This is a genomic window from Pseudomonas brassicacearum, assembly GCF_003732175.1.
Lineage (GTDB): Bacteria > Pseudomonadota > Gammaproteobacteria > Pseudomonadales > Pseudomonadaceae > Aquipseudomonas > Aquipseudomonas brassicacearum_G.
In genome coordinates this window covers 13,915-30,928 of record NZ_MOBI01000012.1, presented here as the reverse complement: position 1 = coordinate 30,928, position 17,014 = coordinate 13,915, and the positions used below count along the sequence as shown (strand labels likewise).

General features: G+C 56.2%; 25 protein-coding genes. 24 read left to right on the top strand and 1 reads right to left on the bottom strand.

From position 1 onward, the window contains the following. Positions 1 to 4: 4 nt before the first annotated feature. From rplP to bfr, 22 genes are all read left to right on the top strand, one after another. The gene (gene rplP / locus BK658_RS10665) at positions 5 to 418 is read left to right on the top strand and encodes a 50S ribosomal protein L16 (RefSeq protein ID WP_003186052.1); all 414 of its coding nucleotides are present in this window, start codon (positions 5 to 7) and stop codon (positions 416 to 418) included. Further along, positions 418 to 609: a 50S ribosomal protein L29 gene (gene rpmC / locus BK658_RS10660; protein WP_008030901.1), complete on the top strand. Its 192-nt coding sequence runs from the start codon at positions 418 to 420 to the stop codon at positions 607 to 609. Before rplP ends, rpmC begins: the two co-directional genes overlap by 1 nt. Before the next feature lie 2 nt (positions 610 to 611). Further along, positions 612 to 878 (top strand): 30S ribosomal protein S17, encoded by a 267-nt coding sequence (gene rpsQ / locus BK658_RS10655; RefSeq protein ID WP_003176419.1) that lies wholly within the window; start codon positions 612 to 614, stop codon positions 876 to 878. Between the two features lie 23 nt (positions 879 to 901). Continuing rightward, positions 902 to 1,270, top strand: coding sequence for a 50S ribosomal protein L14 (gene rplN, locus BK658_RS10650; RefSeq protein WP_002555479.1), 369 nt, complete (start codon positions 902 to 904; stop codon positions 1,268 to 1,270). Positions 1,271 to 1,281: 11 nt separating this feature from the next. After that, complete coding sequence (gene rplX, locus BK658_RS10645) at positions 1,282 to 1,596, top strand: 50S ribosomal protein L24 (RefSeq protein WP_007896770.1); 315 nt, start codon at positions 1,282 to 1,284, stop codon at positions 1,594 to 1,596. A gap of 20 nt (positions 1,597 to 1,616) precedes the next feature. Continuing rightward, on the top strand, positions 1,617 to 2,156 hold the full coding sequence (gene rplE, locus BK658_RS10640) for a 50S ribosomal protein L5 (protein WP_003210069.1): 540 nt from the start codon (positions 1,617 to 1,619) through the stop codon (positions 2,154 to 2,156). Between the two features lie 13 nt (positions 2,157 to 2,169). Further along, the gene (rpsN, locus tag BK658_RS10635) at positions 2,170 to 2,475 is read left to right on the top strand and encodes a 30S ribosomal protein S14 (RefSeq protein WP_003176414.1); all 306 of its coding nucleotides are present in this window, start codon (positions 2,170 to 2,172) and stop codon (positions 2,473 to 2,475) included. 208 nt (positions 2,476 to 2,683) lie between these two features. Beyond that, on the top strand, positions 2,684 to 3,076 hold the full coding sequence (gene rpsH / locus BK658_RS10630) for a 30S ribosomal protein S8 (RefSeq protein ID WP_003186040.1): 393 nt from the start codon (positions 2,684 to 2,686) through the stop codon (positions 3,074 to 3,076). 12 nt (positions 3,077 to 3,088) lie between these two features. Then, on the top strand, positions 3,089 to 3,622 hold the full coding sequence (rplF, locus tag BK658_RS10625) for a 50S ribosomal protein L6 (RefSeq protein ID WP_007896774.1): 534 nt from the start codon (positions 3,089 to 3,091) through the stop codon (positions 3,620 to 3,622). 10 nt (positions 3,623 to 3,632) lie between these two features. After that, entirely contained in the window at positions 3,633 to 3,983 is a 351-nt protein-coding gene (gene rplR, locus BK658_RS10620) for a 50S ribosomal protein L18 (protein ID WP_003186037.1), read from the top strand. Positions 3,984 to 3,986: 3 nt separating this feature from the next. Next, positions 3,987 to 4,487, top strand: coding sequence for a 30S ribosomal protein S5 (gene rpsE / locus BK658_RS10615; protein ID WP_003186035.1), 501 nt, complete (start codon positions 3,987 to 3,989; stop codon positions 4,485 to 4,487). Between the two features lie 2 nt (positions 4,488 to 4,489). Next, on the top strand, positions 4,490 to 4,666 hold the full coding sequence (gene rpmD, locus BK658_RS10610; RefSeq protein ID WP_003186033.1) for a 50S ribosomal protein L30: 177 nt from the start codon (positions 4,490 to 4,492) through the stop codon (positions 4,664 to 4,666). A 3-nt stretch (positions 4,667 to 4,669) separates the two neighbouring features. Next, positions 4,670 to 5,107: a 50S ribosomal protein L15 gene (gene rplO, locus BK658_RS10605; protein WP_003228720.1), complete on the top strand. Its 438-nt coding sequence runs from the start codon at positions 4,670 to 4,672 to the stop codon at positions 5,105 to 5,107. Continuing rightward, the gene (gene secY / locus BK658_RS10600; protein ID WP_003228718.1) at positions 5,108 to 6,436 is read left to right on the top strand and encodes a preprotein translocase subunit SecY; all 1,329 of its coding nucleotides are present in this window, start codon (positions 5,108 to 5,110) and stop codon (positions 6,434 to 6,436) included. Between the two features lie 24 nt (positions 6,437 to 6,460). Continuing rightward, positions 6,461 to 6,577 (top strand): 50S ribosomal protein L36, encoded by a 117-nt coding sequence (gene rpmJ, locus BK658_RS10595; RefSeq protein ID WP_002555468.1) that lies wholly within the window; start codon positions 6,461 to 6,463, stop codon positions 6,575 to 6,577. A 130-nt stretch (positions 6,578 to 6,707) separates the two neighbouring features. Next, positions 6,708 to 7,064 carry a 30S ribosomal protein S13 gene (gene rpsM / locus BK658_RS10590; protein WP_003186020.1) on the top strand — a complete coding sequence of 119 codons (357 nt, stop codon included), beginning with the start codon at positions 6,708 to 6,710 and terminating at the stop codon, positions 7,062 to 7,064. Positions 7,065 to 7,094: 30 nt separating this feature from the next. Further along, positions 7,095 to 7,484 carry a 30S ribosomal protein S11 gene (gene rpsK / locus BK658_RS10585; RefSeq protein ID WP_002555466.1) on the top strand — a complete coding sequence of 130 codons (390 nt, stop codon included), beginning with the start codon at positions 7,095 to 7,097 and terminating at the stop codon, positions 7,482 to 7,484. An 18-nt stretch (positions 7,485 to 7,502) separates the two neighbouring features. Continuing rightward, entirely contained in the window at positions 7,503 to 8,123 is a 621-nt protein-coding gene (gene rpsD, locus BK658_RS10580; RefSeq protein WP_003210056.1) for a 30S ribosomal protein S4, read from the top strand. Between the two features lie 22 nt (positions 8,124 to 8,145). Next, a complete protein-coding gene (locus tag BK658_RS10575; RefSeq protein WP_007924176.1) occupies positions 8,146 to 9,147 on the top strand; it encodes a DNA-directed RNA polymerase subunit alpha in 1,002 nt (333 codons plus the stop codon). A gap of 42 nt (positions 9,148 to 9,189) precedes the next feature. Then, entirely contained in the window at positions 9,190 to 9,576 is a 387-nt protein-coding gene (gene rplQ, locus BK658_RS10570) for a 50S ribosomal protein L17 (RefSeq protein WP_007924175.1), read from the top strand. Between the two features lie 237 nt (positions 9,577 to 9,813). Next, complete coding sequence (locus BK658_RS10565; protein ID WP_123582269.1) at positions 9,814 to 11,262, top strand: catalase; 1,449 nt, start codon at positions 9,814 to 9,816, stop codon at positions 11,260 to 11,262. Positions 11,263 to 11,417: 155 nt separating this feature from the next. After that, the gene (gene bfr / locus BK658_RS10560) at positions 11,418 to 11,882 is read left to right on the top strand and encodes a bacterioferritin (protein WP_123582268.1); all 465 of its coding nucleotides are present in this window, start codon (positions 11,418 to 11,420) and stop codon (positions 11,880 to 11,882) included. A gap of 157 nt (positions 11,883 to 12,039) precedes the next feature. Here the strand turns inward: bfr and uvrA are convergent, their stop codons facing one another. Further along, entirely contained in the window at positions 12,040 to 14,874 is a 2,835-nt protein-coding gene (uvrA, locus tag BK658_RS10555; protein WP_123582267.1) for an excinuclease ABC subunit UvrA, read from the bottom strand. Positions 14,875 to 15,067: 193 nt separating this feature from the next. On the opposite strand from uvrA, the gene BK658_RS10550 reads away from it, so the two are divergent. Together BK658_RS10550 and BK658_RS10545 are read left to right on the top strand one after the other, a co-directional pair. Further along, the gene (locus BK658_RS10550) at positions 15,068 to 16,465 is read left to right on the top strand and encodes an MFS transporter (protein WP_123582266.1); all 1,398 of its coding nucleotides are present in this window, start codon (positions 15,068 to 15,070) and stop codon (positions 16,463 to 16,465) included. A 9-nt stretch (positions 16,466 to 16,474) separates the two neighbouring features. Continuing rightward, positions 16,475 to 16,996, top strand: a complete 522-nt coding sequence (locus tag BK658_RS10545) for a single-stranded DNA-binding protein (protein ID WP_123423436.1) — start codon at positions 16,475 to 16,477, stop codon at positions 16,994 to 16,996. Positions 16,997 to 17,014: the final 18 nt, after the last annotated feature.

Below are 17,014 nucleotides of genomic sequence, written 5' to 3'. Positions count from 1 at the left end.
CCAAATGTTGCAACCAAAGCGTACGAAGTTCCGCAAGCAGATGACTGGCCACAACCGTGGTCTGGCATTGCGCGGTAGCAAAGTCAGCTTCGGCGAGTTCGCGCTGAAGTCTGTTGCTCGTGGTCGTCTCACCGCTCGTCAGATCGAGTCAGCGCGTCGTGCTCTGACCCGTCACGTAAAACGTGGCGGCAAGATCTGGATCCGTGTATTCCCGGACAAGCCTGTAACCAAAAAGCCACTCGAAGTTCGGATGGGTAAAGGTAAGGGTAACGTGGAGTACTGGGTTGCCCAGATTCAGCCAGGCAAAGTCCTGTATGAAATCGAGGGCGTTTCTGAAGAGCTGGCGCGTGAGGCTTTCGCCCTGGCTGCTGCAAAGCTGCCGCTCGCCACCTCCTTTGTTAAACGGACGGTGATGTGATGAAAGCGAATGAACTTCGTGAAAAAGACGCGCCACAGCTAAACGAGCAACTGCTCGGCCTGTTGCGCGACCAGTTCAATCTGCGTATGCAGAAAGCAACTGGCCAGTTGGGGCAGTCTCACCTGCTCCGGCAAGTTAAGCGTGACATCGCTCGCGTGAAGACTGTGCTCAAACAGCAGGCAGGTAAGTAATCATGGCTGAAGCCGAAAAAACCGTCCGTACGCTGACTGGCCGTGTTGTCAGCGACAAAATGGACAAGACCATCACCGTTCTGATCGAGCGTCGCGTAAAGCACCCGATCTACGGTAAATACGTTAAGCGTTCGACTAAGCTGCACGCGCACGACGAAACCAATCAGTGCCACATCGGCGACAAAGTCACTATTCGTGAAACTCGTCCTTTGGCCAAGACCAAGTCTTGGGCACTGGTTGATGTTCTCGAACGCGCTGTGGAAGTCTAAGGACTAGGGGTCGGAGAAATTATATGATTCAGACTCAATCCATGCTCGATGTGGCCGATAACAGCGGCGCTCGCCGTGTTATGTGCATCAAGGTGCTGGGTGGCTCCCATCGTCGTTACGCTGGTATCGGTGACATCATCAAAGTTACCGTCAAGGAAGCAATTCCTCGCGGTAAAGTGAAAAAAGGCCAAGTGATGACTGCTGTTGTAGTCCGCACTCGTCACGGCGTTCGTCGTGCTGATGGCTCCATTATCCGCTTTGATGGCAACGCTGCTGTTCTTCTGAACAACAAGCAAGAGCCGATCGGCACCCGTATCTTTGGGCCAGTGACCCGTGAACTTCGTACTGAGAAGTTCATGAAGATCGTCTCGCTCGCCCCAGAAGTGCTGTAAGGAGATCCGACATGCAAAAGATTCGTCGTGACGACGAGATCATCGTGATCGCCGGCAAAGACAAAGGTAAGCGCGGTAAGGTGCTTAAGGTTCTCGCTGACGACCGTCTGGTCGTTGGTGGTCTGAACCTGGTTAAGCGTCATACCAAGCCTAACCCGATGTCGGGCGTACAAGGCGGTATCGTCGAAAAAGAAGCGCCACTGCACGCTTCCAACGTCGCCATTTTCAACGGCGAAACCAACAAGGCTGACCGCGTTGGTTTCAAAGTAGAAGACGGCAAGAAAATTCGTGTCTTCAAGTCGACCCAAAAAGCGGTTGATGCTTGAACACTGCTAGGTAGAAGACCATGGCACGACTAAAAGAGATTTACCGGAAGGAAATCGCACCGAAACTTAAGGAAGAACTTAAGCTTTCGAACGTGATGGAAGTTCCGCGCGTTACCAAAATCACCCTGAACATGGGTCTGGGCGAAGCGATCGGCGACAAAAAAGTCATCGAGCACGCTGTTGCTGACCTGGAAAAGATCACCGGCCAGAAAGTCGTTGTGACCTACGCTCGGAAATCCATCGCTGGCTTTAAAGTCCGTGAAGGTTGGCCGATCGGCGTCAAAGTGACCCTGCGCCGTGAGCGTATGTACGAGTTCCTGGATCGTCTGCTGTCGATCTCCCTGCCTCGGGTTCGCGACTTCCGCGGCCTGAATGCCAAGTCCTTCGATGGTCGTGGTAACTACAGCATGGGCGTAAAAGAGCAGATCATTTTCCCGGAAATCGATTACGACAAGATCGATGCTCTCCGCGGTCTGGACATTACCCTGACCACCACTGCCAAGAACGATGATGAAGGTCGCGCACTGCTGCGTGCTTTCAAATTCCCGTTCCGCAACTGATTGGAGTAGGAAAATGGCCAAGATGAGCATGAAAAACCGCGAGCTGAAGCGTCAGCTCACGGTTGCCAAGTACGCCAAGAAGCGTGCAGCACTGAAAGCTATCATTGTTGATCTGAACGCAAGTCCAGAAGCACGTTGGGAAGCTACAGTAGCTCTGCAGAAGCAGCCACGTGACGCAAGCGCTTCGCGCATGCGTAACCGCTGCCGCCTGACCGGTCGTCCACACGGCGTTTACCGCAAGTTCGGCCTTGGCCGTAACAAACTGCGTGAAGCGGCAATGCGTGGTGACGTACCTGGTCTGGTTAAAGCCAGCTGGTAAGCACTATCAAAGTCTCGGTGTTCGGGATCGCAAGATCCTGACCGCCGGCGACCTTGAACTTGAATCAAGCCCCTATTGGGGCTTGATTCATTTGTGGGGTGTGTCTAGAATACCCGGCTCGCCTGAGCCCGTGCTTTTTTCGTGCGGAGTTTCTCGGCGAAGGTAGTAGCCGCAAGGCTTATTTTTTTGTATTAGGAGCGTCTAGCCCATGAGTATGCAGGACCCGTTAGCGGACATGCTAACTCGAATCCGTAATGCCCAGATGGCTGAAAAGTCCGTCGTAAGCATGCCGTCTTCCACGTTGAAGGTGGCTGTAGCTAAAGTCCTGAAGGACGAAGGTTACATCGCGGGTTATCAGATCAGCAGCGAAATCAAGCCACTGCTGTCCATCGAGCTGAAGTACTTCGAAGGCCGTCCGGTCATCGAGGAAGTGAAGCGCGTTAGCCGTCCAGGCCTGCGTCAGTACAAGTCCGTCGATGATCTGCCAAAAGTTCGTGGCGGTCTCGGTGTGTCTATCGTCTCCACCAACAAAGGTGTGATGACGGATCGTGCTGCGCGCGCTGCCGGTGTCGGCGGCGAAGTTCTTTGCACTGTGTTCTAAGGGGGGATAAGCATGTCTCGCGTCGCTAAGAACCCCGTTAAGCTGCCAGCCGGTGTCGAAGTAAAATTCGCAGGCCAACAGCTTTCGGTGAAGGGTGCCAAGGGTACTCTTGAACTGAACATCCATTCGTCCGTTGAGATCGTTGAAGAAGCTGGTGAGCTGCGTTTCGCTGCTCGCAATGGCGATCAACAAACTCGCGCAATGGCCGGTACCACTCGTGCGTTGGTAAACAACATGGTCCAAGGCGTAAGCCAAGGCTTCGAGCGCAAGCTCCAGCTGGTCGGTGTTGGTTACAAAGCGCAAGCAAAAGGCACAGTGCTGAACCTGGCTCTTGGCTTCTCGCACCCAGTGGATTACGAACTGCCGGAAGGCATCACCGCTGAGACTCCTAGCCAAACCGACATCCTGATCCGGGGTATCGATAAGCAGCTGGTAGGTCAAGTGGCCGCCGAGATCCGCGACTTCCGTCCACCAGAGCCTTACAAAGGTAAAGGTGTGCGCTACGCGGACGAAGTCGTCCGTCGTAAAGAAGCCAAGAAGAAGTAGGGCATAGCAAATGACCGACAAAAAAGTTACTCGACTGCGTCGCGCTCGCAAAGCACGCCTGAAAATGCACGAACTCGAAGTCGTGCGTCTCTGCGTGTTCCGTTCGTCGCAGCACATCTACGCCCAGGTCATTTCGGCCGACGGCAACAAAGTCCTGGCAAGTGCCTCGACTTTGGATAAAGAACTGCGTGATGGCGCCACTGGCAACATCGACGCGGCCACTAAGGTTGGCCAGCTGGTCGCTACGCGTGCTAAAGCCGCTGGCGTCTCGCAGGTGGCTTTCGACCGCTCTGGCTTCAAGTACCACGGCCGCGTCAAGGCGCTGGCTGATGCTGCTCGTGAAGCTGGGCTGGAGTTCTAAGTTATGTCAAATAACGACCAAAAGCGCGACGAAGGCTACATCGAGAAGCTGGTTCAAGTTAACCGCGTAGCCAAAACCGTTAAAGGCGGCCGTATCTTCACTTTCACCGCGTTGACCGTGGTTGGTGATGGTAAAGGGCGCGTTGGCTTCGGCCGTGGCAAGTCGCGTGAAGTGCCTGCTGCGATCCAGAAGGCAATGGAAGCTGCTCGCCGCAACATGATCCAAGTTGATCTGAACGGCACCACTCTGCAGTACGCAATGAAGTCCGCCCATGGCGCTTCGAAGGTGTACATGCAGCCTGCTTCTGAAGGTACCGGTATCATCGCTGGCGGCGCTATGCGTGCTGTCCTCGAAGTTGCTGGCGTTCAGAACGTTCTGGCCAAGTGCTACGGCTCGACTAACCCGGTAAACGTGGTTCACGCCACTTTCAAAGGTTTGAAAGCTATGCAGTCTCCTGAATCCATTGCCGCCAAGCGTGGCAAAAGCGTCAAGGAGATCTTCTGATCATGGCTACCGTTAAAGTAACGCTGATCAAAAGCATGACCGGCCGCATCCCTAACCACAAACTGTGCGTTAAGGGTCTGGGTCTGCGTCGCATCGGTCACACTGTAGAAGTACTGGATACTCCCGAGAATCGCGGGATGATCAACAAGGCTTACTACATGCTGCGTGTCGAGGGTTAATCGATGAAACTCAATGATCTGAGTCCAGCGCCGGGTTCCCGTCGCGAAAAGCATCGTCCGGGCCGTGGTATCGGTAGTGGTTTGGGTAAGACTGGTGGCCGTGGTCACAAAGGTCAAACCTCCCGCTCCGGTGGCACCATTGCTCCAGGCTTTGAAGGCGGTCAACAGCCGCTGCATCGTCGCCTGCCGAAGTTCGGTTTCGTTTCCCTGAAAGCCATGGATCGCGCAGAAGTGCGTTTGTCCGAGCTGGCTAAAGTGGAAGGCGACATCGTCACCGTGCAGTCCCTGAAAGATGCCAACGTAATTAACGTCAACGTTCAGCGTGTGAAAATCATGCTGTCCGGCGAAGTTACTCGCGCTGTCACCATCGGAAAGGGAATCGGCGCCACCAAAGGTGCGCGTGCGGCTATCGAAGCAGCTGGCGGCAAGTTCGAGGAATAAATGGCTAAGCAAGGTGCTCTCTCTGCGCTCGGCAAAGGCGGTATGTCTGAACTCTGGGCTCGTCTGCGTTTTCTGTTCCTGGCGATTATCGTCTACCGAATAGGCGCACACATCCCGGTTCCAGGTATCAACCCGGACCGACTCGCAGACCTGTTTCGACAGAATGAGGGGACCATTCTTAGCTTGTTCAACATGTTTTCCGGCGGCGCGCTGGAGCGGATGAGCATCTTTGCGTTGGGGATCATGCCGTACATTTCGGCATCGATCATCATGCAACTGATGACAGCCGTCAGCCCGCAGCTGGAGCAGTTGAAGAAGGAAGGTGAAGCTGGCCGTCGCAAGATCAGCCAGTACACCCGCTACGGCACTGTCGTCCTCGCTCTCGTTCAGGCTATTGGCATGTCCATTGGCCTGGCGGGGCAGGGCGTTGCGTTCACTGGTGACTTTGGCTTCCATTTCGTCGCGGTATCCACTTTTGTGGCTGGTGCGATGTTCATGATGTGGCTGGGTGAGCAGATTACTGAGCGTGGTGTTGGCAACGGTATCTCGATGTTGATTTTTTCGGGTATCGTCGCCGGTCTTCCGAGAGCAATCGGGCAGTCTTTCGAGTCTGCGCGTCAGGGTGATATCAACATCTTCGCCTTGGTTGCCATCGGTTTGCTGGCAGTAGCGATTATCGGTTTCGTGGTGTTCATTGAGCGTGGTCAGCGTCGTATTGCTGTTCACTACGCCAAGCGTCAGCAGGGCCGCAAGGTGTTTGCTGCGCAGACTAGCCACTTGCCGCTGAAAGTGAACATGGCCGGTGTTATTCCGGCTATTTTCGCGAGCAGCATTTTGCTGTTCCCGGCTTCGTTGGGTGCCTGGTTTGGTCAGTCTGAAGGTATGGGCTGGTTGCAGGACATCTCACAGTCGATCGCTCCTGGTCAGCCGTTGAATATTCTGCTGTTTAGTGCAGGGATTATTTTCTTCTGCTTCTTCTATACGGCGTTGATGTTCAATCCGAAAGACGTAGCGGAAAACCTGAAGAAGTCCGGTGCCTTTATTCCGGGTATCCGTCCAGGTGAGCAGTCTGCGCGCTATATTGATGGCGTTCTGACTCGCTTGACCATGTTCGGTGCTCTTTATATGACGGCCGTGTGCTTGTTGCCCCAGTTTCTGGTGGTTGCAGCAAACGTTCCGTTCTACCTTGGCGGGACCTCGTTGCTGATCGTGGTCGTGGTTGTGATGGACTTCATGTCCCAAGTACAATCGCACCTCGTTTCGCACCAGTACGAATCCCTGATGAAGAAAGCCAACCTGAAGGGTTACGGCAGCGGCATGCTGCGCTGACCCATAAGGTTCGAGGAGTTGGTGATGAAAGTTCGTGCATCGGTGAAAAAGCTGTGCCGTAACTGCAAGATTATTCGCCGCGAAGGTGTTGTTCGAGTAATTTGCAGCGCGGAACCGCGTCACAAACAGCGCCAAGGCTGAGTGTGATTGTGCTTCAAGCCCAGCAGCTAGTGCGCTGCTGGGTTGATTATTTGTTATTACAGCGATATTATCTCGCGCCCTATTTCTTGGCTTCCGGGGCGTAGGTAGCTGTCAATTGGAGTCCCACTGAATGGCCCGTATTGCAGGCGTCAACATTCCAGATAACAAGCATACTGTTATCTCGCTGACCTACATCTATGGTGTTGGTCGCACAACTGCACAGAAGATCTGTGCAGTGACTGGGGTAAACCCAGCCGCAAAGATCAAGGATCTGAGCGACGAGCAGATTGAACAGCTGCGTGGCGAAGTGGCGAAGTTCACCACTGAAGGTGACCTGCGTCGCGAAATCAACATGAAAATCAAGCGCTTGATGGACCTCGGTTGCTATCGCGGTCTGCGTCATCGTCGTGGTCTGCCAGTACGCGGTCAGCGTACCAAGACCAACGCGCGTACCCGTAAAGGTCCGCGTAAGCCGATCCGCAAGTAATCGCCCCAGCGAATCGACAGGAATTTAATCATGGCAAAACCTGCTGCTCGTCCTCGTAAAAAAGTCAAAAAGACAGTGGTTGATGGCATCGCCCACATCCACGCGTCTTTTAACAACACAATCGTGACCATCACCGACCGTCAAGGTAACGCTCTTTCCTGGGCTACCTCCGGTGGTTCGGGTTTCCGCGGTTCCCGCAAGTCCACCCCGTTTGCTGCTCAAGTAGCTGCTGAACGTGCTGGTCAAGCTGCGCTGGAATATGGCCTGAAAAACCTCGACGTTAACGTCAAAGGTCCAGGTCCAGGTCGTGAGTCCGCTGTCCGTGCTTTGAACGGCTGTGGCTATAAGATCGCCAGCATCACCGACGTGACGCCAATCCCGCACAACGGGTGCCGTCCGCCGAAGAAGCGCCGCGTGTAATCCAGGAGATTGTAAAGAATGGCTCGTTACATTGGTCCAAAATGCAAACTCGCTCGTCGCGAAGGCACCGATCTCTTCCTGAAGAGCGGCGTGCGCGCGATCGAATCGAAGTGCAACATTGAAGCAGCACCTGGTATCCACGGCCAACGCCGCGGTCGCCAGTCCGATTACGGCACCCAACTGCGTGAAAAGCAGAAGGTCCGTCGTATCTACGGCGTTCTCGAGCGTCAATTCAGCGGCTACTACAAAGAAGCTGCTGGCAAGAAAGGCGCAACTGGCGAAAACCTGTTGCAGCTGCTCGAATGCCGTCTGGACAACGTTGTATACCGTATGGGCTTTGGTTCGACTCGTGCCGAATCCCGTCAGCTGGTATCGCACAAATCCGTCAGCGTTAACGGTCAGACCGTAAACGTTCCGTCCTACCAGGTTCGTGCTGGTGACGTGGTCGCGATTCGCGAGAAAGCAAAGAACCAACTTCGCATTGTCCAAGCTCTCGATCTGTGTGCCCAACGTGGCCGCGTAGAATGGGTAGAAGTAGACACTGAGAAGAAGTCGGGCGTTTTCAAGAACGTTCCAGCTCGCAGTGATCTGTCCGCCGACATCAACGAAAGCCTGATTGTCGAGCTCTACTCCAAGTAAGGGCTAGAAAATAGGTGCATCCATGCAGATTTCGGTAAATGAGTTCCTGACACCCCGCCATATTGATGTGCAGGTTGTCAGTCCAACCCGCGCCAAGATCACTCTCGAGCCTCTCGAGCGTGGTTTTGGCCACACCCTGGGCAACGCGCTGCGCCGCATCCTGTTGTCCTCAATGCCCGGCTGTGCAGTAGTCGAGGCCGAGATTGACGGTGTGCTCCACGAGTACAGCGCCATCGAAGGTGTACAGGAAGACGTAATTGAAATCCTGTTGAACCTTAAAGGTCTGGCTATCAAGCTGCACGGCCGTGACGAAGTTACGCTGACCTTGTCGAAGAAGGGTTCGGGGGTGGTTACCGCTGCCGATATTCAGCTGGATCATGATGTCGAGATCGTTAATCCCGATCACGTAATCGCTAACCTGGCGTCTAACGGCGCCCTGAACATGAAGCTAGTAGTAGCTCGTGGTCGTGGTTATGAACCGGCCGACTCGCGTCAGAGCGATGAAGACGAAAGCCGCAGCATCGGTCGCTTGCAGCTTGACTCTTCGTTCAGCCCGGTTCGCCGTATCGCATACGTGGTGGAAAACGCCCGTGTCGAGCAGCGTACTAACCTGGACAAGCTGGTTATTGATCTGGAAACCAACGGTACTCTGGATCCTGAAGAGGCTATTCGCCGCGCTGCAACCATTCTGCAACAGCAGTTGGCTGCGTTCGTCGACCTCAAAGGTGACAGCGAACCAGTGGTAATCGAGCAAGAAGACGAGATCGATCCGATCCTGCTTCGCCCGGTTGACGATCTGGAACTGACTGTACGTTCGGCTAACTGCCTTAAGGCGGAAAACATTTACTACATCGGCGACCTGATTCAGCGTACCGAAGTAGAACTGTTGAAGACTCCGAACCTTGGCAAGAAATCCTTGACTGAAATCAAGGACGTTCTGGCCTCCCGCGGTCTGTCCCTCGGCATGCGCCTCGACAACTGGCCGCCTGCAAGTCTTAAGAAGGACGACAAGGCGACTGCCTGATCGTCGTAATCACCGAACGTTGTGTTTGGTAAGGAATGAACCATGCGTCATCGTAAAAGTGGTCGTCACCTGAGCCGCACCAGCTCGCACCGCAAGGCCATGTTTCAAAACATGGCGGTGTCGCTGTTCGAGCACGAGCTGATCAAAACTACACTGCCAAAAGCTAAAGAACTGCGTCGCGTTGCTGAGCCGCTGATCACTTTGGCCAAGACAGACAGCCTGGCTAACCGCCGTCTGGCTTTCGACCGTACTCGTTCGAAAGCTATCGTTGGTAAGCTCTTCAACGACCTGGGCAAGCGTTACGCTACCCGTGAGGGTGGCTACCTGCGCATCCTCAAGTGCGGTTTCCGCGCTGGCGACAACGCGCCTATGGCGTATGTCGAGTTGGTTGATCGTGCTGTCGGCGGTGAAGCTGTATCCGCTGAGTAAGACGTCAGTCTGAAACGAAGAACCGGGCCTAGTGCCCGGTTTTTTGTGGCTATAAGAAATGCGCTCTACGTACAAGCTTCGAACCTTTTCCTGTCCGCACTATATGCGTGGGTTGATAATTAGTATTTTTCTATCGATATCTACAAATTAATGAATTTGTGAGTGCCGTATTGATGATCAATACTCCCCCCAAGCCGATTAGCCGGCAGTTCCCAGACTGACACAGGAAGAGATCGCATGAGTCAGAATAAAACGCTTACTACCGCCAGTGGCGCGCCCGTCGCCGACAACCAGAATTCCCGTTCCGCCGGTCCTCGTGGCCCGCTGCTGCTCGACGACTTTCATCTGATCGAGAAGCTTGCCCACTTCAACCGTGAAAACATCCCGGAGCGCCGCGTACACGCCAAAGGCTCGGGTGCTTACGGTACGTTCACCGTTACTCGCGACATTACCCAATACACCAGTGCCAAGCTGTTTGAGTCCGTTGGCAAGCAAACTCCGACCTTCCTGCGATTCTCCACCGTGGGTGGCGAGCGTGGTTCGGCAGATACCGAGCGTGACCCGCGTGGTTTTGCGCTGAAGTTCTACACCGAGGAAGGCAACTGGGACATTGTTGGCAACAACACGCCAGTGTTTTTCATCCGTGATCCGCTGAAGTTCCCGGACTTTATCCACACCCAAAAACGTTTGCCGCAAAGCAACCTGAAAAGCGCACAGATGATGTGGGACTTCTGGTCGCACTCGCCTGAGGCGCTGCACCAGGTCACCATCCTGTTCTCGGATCGCGGCATCCCTGACGGCTACCGTCACATGCACGGCTTTGGCAGCCATACCTACAGCCTGATCAGCGCCAAAGGCGAGCGTCACTGGGTTAAGTGGCACTACAAGACCAAACAGGGCATCAAGAACCTGGCGCCGGCAGAAGCTGCACGCCTGGCCGGTACTGATCCGGATTACGCTCAACGCGACCTGTTCGGTGCAATCGAGCGCGGTGACTTCCCGAAATGGCGCGTGTGCATCCAGATCATGACCGAGGCCCAGGCTGCGGCGCATTACGAGAACCCGTTCGATGTGACCAAAACCTGGTCGCAGAAGGAGTTCCCGTTGATCGAAGTCGGTGAGCTTGAGCTTAATCGCAATCCGCAGAACTACTTCGCTGAAGTCGAGCAGGCGGCGTTTGGTCCAAGCAACATGGTGCCGGGTGTGGGCTTGTCGCCAGACCGTATGCTGCAAGGTCGGGTATTCGCCTACGCTGATGCGCATCGCTACCGTGTTGGCACCAATCACCAGCAATTGCCGGTGAATGCGCCACGTAGTCCGGTCAACAGCTATCAGCGTGACGGCTCCATGGCATTTGGCAGCAACGGTGGCGGTACGCCGAACTACGAGCCCAACAGCTACGCCGATGCGCCAAAACAGGCTCCACAATACGCAGAACCGGCACTGGCCCTGAGCGGCGCGGCCGATCGTTACGATCACCGTGAAGACACTGATTACTTCAGCCACGCCGGTGCGTTGTTCCGCTTGATGAGCGATGAGCAGAAAACCCTGCTGATCAACAACATTGCCGGTGCTATGTCGGGTGTTTCCAGTGATGTGGTCCAGCGTCAACTGCAGCACTTCTACAAAGCGGATACTGCTTACGGAGAAGGTATCGCAAAGGCTTTGGGTGTACAGCTTCAGTAAGTCTAAACGATAAGCAGAACCGCCCTCATTTGGGTGGTTTTTGCGTTATTTAAGCCACTTTTCTCAGAGTATCTTCGCTTTTATCGCGCTATTCGAGTGACCTATCAGTCCGCTTGGTTCAAACTACAGCCTTTCAAGCAGGGAGATGTAGGGCGATGCAAGGCCACCCAGACGTAATCGATTACCTCAACACGTTGCTCACGGGCGAGCTGGCGGCACGTGATCAATATTTCATCCATTCGCGGATGTATGAGGACTGGGGCTTTACCGAGCTCTACGAGCGCATCAATCACGAGATGGAAGAAGAGGCCCAGCACGCCGATGCGCTGATGCGCCGAATCCTCATGCTGGAAGGCACGCCACGCATGCGTCCGGACGATCTGGACGTTGGCGCCACGGTGCCTGAGATGCTCGCTGCCGACTTGCGCCTGGAATATAAAGTCCGTGCCGCCCTCTGCAAAGGTATCGAGCTCTGCGAGCTGCACAAGGATTACGTCAGTCGCGAGATCCTGCGGGTTCAATTGGCTGATACCGAAGAAGATCACACGTACTGGCTGGAGAAGCAGTTGGGTCTGATCAAACTGGTCGGTCTGGAAAACTACCTGCAATCGCAGTTCTAACGGCGATTGAATGTGGGAGCGAGCTTGCTCGCGATGAGGCCATGACATTCGACATTGATGTCGACTATTACACCGCTATCGCGAGCAGACTCGCTCCCACAAAAGCAAAAAGCCCCGGTCACTGGTGAAGTGGCCGGGGCTTTTTCATGTGCGGACGTTAAGCCCGGTCGCGCTCCAGAAGCGGCTTGAGGTAGAAACCAGTATGCGACTGCTTCATCTCGGCGACTTCCTCTGGTGTACCCACGGCAATGATCTGCCCGCCCTTGGAGCCGCCTTCTGGCCCAAGGTCCACCAGCCAGTCAGCGGTCTTGATCACGTCCAGGTTGTGCTCGATCACCACTACAGTGTTGCCGTGATCGCGCAGGCGATGGAGTACATCAAGCAGCTGCTGGATATCCGCGAAGTGCAGGCCGGTGGTCGGCTCGTCGAGGATGTATAGGGTTTTGCCGGTATCGCGCTTGGACAACTCGCGGGACAGTTTCACCCGCTGGGCTTCACCGCCCGACAGGGTGGTCGCCGATTGCCCCAGCTTGATGTACGACAGGCCCACATCCATTAACGTCTGTAGCTTGCGCGCCAGCGCCGGAACCGCATCGAAAAACACTCGGGCTTCTTCGATGGTCATTTCCAGCGTTTCGTGGATGCTCTTGCCCTTGTACTTGATCTCCAGGGTTTCGCGGTTATAGCGCTTGCTCTTGCAGACGTCGCACGGAACATAGATGTCCGGCAGAAAGTGCATTTCCACCTTGATCAGACCGTCGCCCTGACAGGCCTCGCAGCGACCGCCCTTCACGTTGAAGGAGAAACGCCCTGGGCCATAGCCACGTGAGCGGGATTCCGGCACGCCGGCAAACAATTCACGAATCGGTGTGAACAGCCCGGTGTAGGTTGCCGGGTTGGAGCGCGGCGTACGGCCGATCGGGCTTTGGTCTATGTCGACGACTTTGTCCAGATGCTCAAGGCCCTTGATGCTGTCGTGGGCTGCGGCTTCCAGGGTGGTCGCACCATTCAGTGCGGTGGCGCTGAGCGGGAACAGGGTGTTGTTGATCAACGTCGACTTGCCCGAACCGGACACGCCGGTCACGCAGGTCAGCAAGCCAATCGGAATGTCCAGATCGACGTCGCGCAAGTTGTTGCCCCGGGCGCCCTTGAGCGACAACGAGAGCTTCTTGTTGCGCGGCGTGCGTTTGGTCGGGACTTCGATCTTCACGCGGCCGGACAGGTATTTACCGGTCAGCGAGTCAGGGTGCGCCATGACTTCGGCCGGGGTGCCTTCGGCGACAATGTGACCACCGTGCACGCCAGCACCCGGGCCGATGTCCACTACATAGTCGGCCAGACGAATCGCATCTTCGTCGTGCTCGACCACGATCACCGTGTTGCCGATATCGCGCAGATGCTTGAGGGTCCCCAGAAGTCGATCGTTGTCGCGCTGGTGCAAGCCAATCGACGGTTCGTCGAGAATGTACAGCACGCCCACCAGGCCGGCGCCGATCTGGCTGGCCAGACGAATGCGTTGTGCTTCACCGCCAGACAGGGTGTCGGCACTGCGGTCCAGCGACAGATAGTCGAGACCGACGTTGACCAGGAACTGCAGGCGCTCGCGGATTTCCTTGAGAATCTTGTCGGCAATTTCGCCGCGTCGACCGGTCAGTTTCAGCGTGTCGAAGTAATCGGACGCATCGCCAATCGGCAGGTTGGTCACCGCTGGCAGTGTTTTTTCACCGACCCACACATGCCGCGCTTCACGACGCAGGCGAGTGCCGCGGCAATCCGGGCAAGGCTGGGTGCTGAGGAACTTGGCCAGTTCTTCGCGCACCGACGCGGACTCGGTTTCGCGGTAGCGACGGTCCAGGTTCGGCACGATGCCTTCGAACGGGTGCGAGCGTTTGACGATGTCGCCACGGTCGTTCAAATATTTGAAATCGACGTTCTGCGTGCCGCTGCCATGCAGGATGACCTTCTGCTGGTCGGCCGGCAGCTGATTGAACGGCATTTCCAGGCTGAAGCCATAATGCGAGGCCAGTGAACCGAGCATCTGGAAGTAGTAGACGTTGCGCCTGTCCCAGCCGCGAATCGCCCCTTCAGCCAGGGTCAGCTCGCCATTGACCAGGCGCTTGATGTCGAAGAACTGTTTAACTCCCAAACCGTCGCAGGTTGGGCAGGCGCCTGCTGGATTGTTGAAGGAAAACAGCTTGGGCTCCAGTTCGCTGATGGCGTGGCCGCAGATCGGGCAGGCGAAGCGTGCGGAGAAGATCATTTCTTCGCCCGGCTCGTCGTCCATCGGCGCGACCAGGGCAATCCCGTCTGCCAGCTTCAGCGCCGTCTCGAACGACTCGGCCAGCCGCTGCTGCAGGTCGGCGCGGACCTTGAAGCGGTCGACCACGACATCGATCGAGTGCTTCTTCTGTTTATCCAGCTTCGGCAATTCGTCCAGCTCGAAGAGCTTGCCGTTGACCCGGGCCCGGACAAAGCCCTGGGCGCGCAATTCTTCGAAGACTGAAAGGTGTTCACCCTTGCGCTCGCGGATCACTGGCGCCAGCAGCATCAACTTGCTGCCTTCGGGCTCGGCGAGGACCAGGTCGACCATCTGACTGACGGTCTGCGCTTCCAGCGGAATGTCGTGATCCGGGCAGCGTGGAATACCCACGCGAGCATAAAGCAGGCGCAGATAGTCGTAGATTTCGGTGATGGTGCCGACTGTCGAGCGCGGGTTGTGCGAGGTCGACTTCTGTTCGATGGAGATGGCTGGCGACAGACCTTCGATGGTGTCGACGTCAGGCTTTTCCATCATCGACAGGAACTGCCTGGCATAGGCCGACAGCGACTCGACATAGCGTCGCTGACCCTCGGCGTACAAGGTGTCGAATGCCAGGGAAGACTTGCCGGACCCGGACAAACCGGTGATGACGATCAGTTTGTCCCGCGGCAGGGTCAGGTCGATGTTCTTCAGGTTGTGGGTTCGAGCCCCACGAATCAGGATCTTGTCCAAGGTGGCCTCGCTTGGCGGGCATCGAAAACGTAGGAGTATACGGGCAAATACTGGATGGATGCACACTATCAAATGACGCTTGCTGAACGGCGCCTGACAACGGCGCGAGGCAGGCTCGCGACAAAGCGTCGCCCTATACCCCGTCAACCGATGGGACTGGTAGAATCGCCGCCGGTTCACATGAGGTTATTCCATGCACGATCCCCACAGCGAACGCATGAGTGGTGGCGAGACCCGCGCAGCAAGCGGTCTGGCCCTGGTGTTCGCCTTCCGTATGCTTGGCATGTTTATGGTGTTGCCGGTATTGGCGACCTATGGAATGGATCTCGCAGGAGCGACCCCGGCCCTCATCGGTCTGGCGATTGGCGCTTACGGTCTGACTCAGGCGATTTTTCAGATTCCGTTCGGGATCATTTCCGACCGTATCGGTCGCCGCCCGGTGATTTACCTGGGGCTGATCGTCTTCGCCCTCGGTAGCGTTTTGGCCGCCAATGCCGATTCGATCTGGGGCGTGATCGCCGGACGAATCCTGCAAGGCGCCGGGGCGATTTCCGCGGCGGTCATGGCCTTGCTGTCGGACCTGACCCGCGAACAGCACCGCACCAAAGCCATGGCCATGATCGGCATGACTATCGGTCTGTCGTTCGCCGTGGCCATGGTGGTCGGGCCGCTGCTGACCCGCGCCTTTGGTCTGTCCGGCTTGTTCCTGGCGACGGGCGGCATGGCGTTGTTTGGCATCGTGATCGTGATGTTCATGGTGCCGCGCGCCACCAGCCCGTTGCATCACCGCGAATCCGGCGTTGCCCGTCAGGCGCTGATCCCGACGCTCAAGCATCCGGACCTGCTGCGCCTGGACCTGGGAATTTTTGTGTTGCACGCGATGTTGATGTCGAGCTTCGTCGCCTTGCCGTTGGCGCTGGTCGAGAAAGCCGGGCTGCCCAAGGAGCAGCACTGGTGGGTGTACTTGACCGCGCTGCTGATTTCGTTCTTCGCCATGATCCCGTTCATTATCTACGGCGAGAAGAAACGCAAAATGAAACGAGTTTTACTCGGTGCGGTCAGTACGCTGATGCTCACTGAGCTATTCTTCTGGCAGTTCGGCGACAGCTTGCGGGCTCTGGTGATTGGTACGGTGGTGTTCTTCACCGCGTTCAATCTGCTCGAAGCTTCGTTGCCGTCGCTGATCAGCAAGGTTTCACCGGCAGGCGGCAAAGGCACGGCGATGGGGGTTTATTCCACCAGTCAGTTCCTCGGTTCGGCACTGGGCGGGATCATGGGCGGCTGGATGTTCCAGCATGGTGGCCTATCAGCGGTGTTCATCGGATGTGCCGCGCTGGCTGCCCTCTGGTTGGCCTTTGCTGTTACCATGCGTGAACCTCCCTATGTGACGAGCCTGCGCTTGCCGTTATCGCCTGAAGCGATCCGCGAAGCTGGTTTGGTCGAGCGCCTGCTGGCCGTCGTTGGGGTAACAGATGCAGTGGTGGTTGCTGATGAAGCGGCCATTTACATCAAATTGGACACCGAACTATTGGATCGCACGACCCTCGAGAGCCTGGTCAACAACCCGGCCCCGACTGCGTGCGAAGCCTAGGAGAACGTTATGGCCCGTGGGGTTAACAAAGTCATATTGGTCGGCACTTGCGGCCAGGATCCCGAAGTTCGCTACTTGCCTAACGGTAACGCCGTGACCAACCTGAGTCTGGCGACCAGCGAACAATGGACCGACAAGCAAACCGGCCAGAAAGTCGAAAAGACCGAATGGCACCGTGTATCGATGTTCGGCAAGGTTGCGGAAATCGCCGGCGAATACCTGCGTAAAGGTTCGCAGGTCTACATCGAAGGCAAGCTGCAAACCCGCGAGTGGGAAAAAGACGGTATCAAGCGTTACACCACTGAAATCGTGGTCGACATGCAGGGCACCATGCAACTGCTGGGCGGCCGTCCACAGGGCGACCAACAGGGCCAGGGCGGCGGTAACAACTACCAGCAACCCGCTCCGCGTCAGCAAGCTCCGCGTCCGCAGCAGTCGGCTCCGCAACAGCGTTCGGCTCCGGCACCACAGCAGGCCGCACCGCAGCCAGCTCCGGATTTCGACAGCTTTGATGACGATATTCCGTTCTGATCATCAGATCCGCCGGAT

Coding starts and splice junctions, on each gene's coding strand:
- rplP (WP_003186052.1), top strand. CDS start 5: ATGTTGCAACCAAAGCGTACGAAGTTCCGCAAGCAGATGACTGGCCAC.
- rpmC (WP_008030901.1), top strand. CDS start 418: ATGAAAGCGAATGAACTTCGTGAAAAAGACGCGCCACAGCTAAACGAG.
- rpsQ (WP_003176419.1), top strand. CDS start 612: ATGGCTGAAGCCGAAAAAACCGTCCGTACGCTGACTGGCCGTGTTGTC.
- rplN (WP_002555479.1), top strand. CDS start 902: ATGATTCAGACTCAATCCATGCTCGATGTGGCCGATAACAGCGGCGCT.
- rplX (WP_007896770.1), top strand. CDS start 1,282: ATGCAAAAGATTCGTCGTGACGACGAGATCATCGTGATCGCCGGCAAA.
- rplE (WP_003210069.1), top strand. CDS start 1,617: ATGGCACGACTAAAAGAGATTTACCGGAAGGAAATCGCACCGAAACTT.
- rpsN (WP_003176414.1), top strand. CDS start 2,170: ATGGCCAAGATGAGCATGAAAAACCGCGAGCTGAAGCGTCAGCTCACG.
- rpsH (WP_003186040.1), top strand. CDS start 2,684: ATGAGTATGCAGGACCCGTTAGCGGACATGCTAACTCGAATCCGTAAT.
- rplF (WP_007896774.1), top strand. CDS start 3,089: ATGTCTCGCGTCGCTAAGAACCCCGTTAAGCTGCCAGCCGGTGTCGAA.
- rplR (WP_003186037.1), top strand. CDS start 3,633: ATGACCGACAAAAAAGTTACTCGACTGCGTCGCGCTCGCAAAGCACGC.
- rpsE (WP_003186035.1), top strand. CDS start 3,987: ATGTCAAATAACGACCAAAAGCGCGACGAAGGCTACATCGAGAAGCTG.
- rpmD (WP_003186033.1), top strand. CDS start 4,490: ATGGCTACCGTTAAAGTAACGCTGATCAAAAGCATGACCGGCCGCATC.
- rplO (WP_003228720.1), top strand. CDS start 4,670: ATGAAACTCAATGATCTGAGTCCAGCGCCGGGTTCCCGTCGCGAAAAG.
- secY (WP_003228718.1), top strand. CDS start 5,108: ATGGCTAAGCAAGGTGCTCTCTCTGCGCTCGGCAAAGGCGGTATGTCT.
- rpmJ (WP_002555468.1), top strand. CDS start 6,461: ATGAAAGTTCGTGCATCGGTGAAAAAGCTGTGCCGTAACTGCAAGATT.
- rpsM (WP_003186020.1), top strand. CDS start 6,708: ATGGCCCGTATTGCAGGCGTCAACATTCCAGATAACAAGCATACTGTT.
- rpsK (WP_002555466.1), top strand. CDS start 7,095: ATGGCAAAACCTGCTGCTCGTCCTCGTAAAAAAGTCAAAAAGACAGTG.
- rpsD (WP_003210056.1), top strand. CDS start 7,503: ATGGCTCGTTACATTGGTCCAAAATGCAAACTCGCTCGTCGCGAAGGC.
- BK658_RS10575 (WP_007924176.1), top strand. CDS start 8,146: ATGCAGATTTCGGTAAATGAGTTCCTGACACCCCGCCATATTGATGTG.
- rplQ (WP_007924175.1), top strand. CDS start 9,190: ATGCGTCATCGTAAAAGTGGTCGTCACCTGAGCCGCACCAGCTCGCAC.
- BK658_RS10565 (WP_123582269.1), top strand. CDS start 9,814: ATGAGTCAGAATAAAACGCTTACTACCGCCAGTGGCGCGCCCGTCGCC.
- bfr (WP_123582268.1), top strand. CDS start 11,418: ATGCAAGGCCACCCAGACGTAATCGATTACCTCAACACGTTGCTCACG.
- BK658_RS10550 (WP_123582266.1), top strand. CDS start 15,068: ATGCACGATCCCCACAGCGAACGCATGAGTGGTGGCGAGACCCGCGCA.
- BK658_RS10545 (WP_123423436.1), top strand. CDS start 16,475: ATGGCCCGTGGGGTTAACAAAGTCATATTGGTCGGCACTTGCGGCCAG.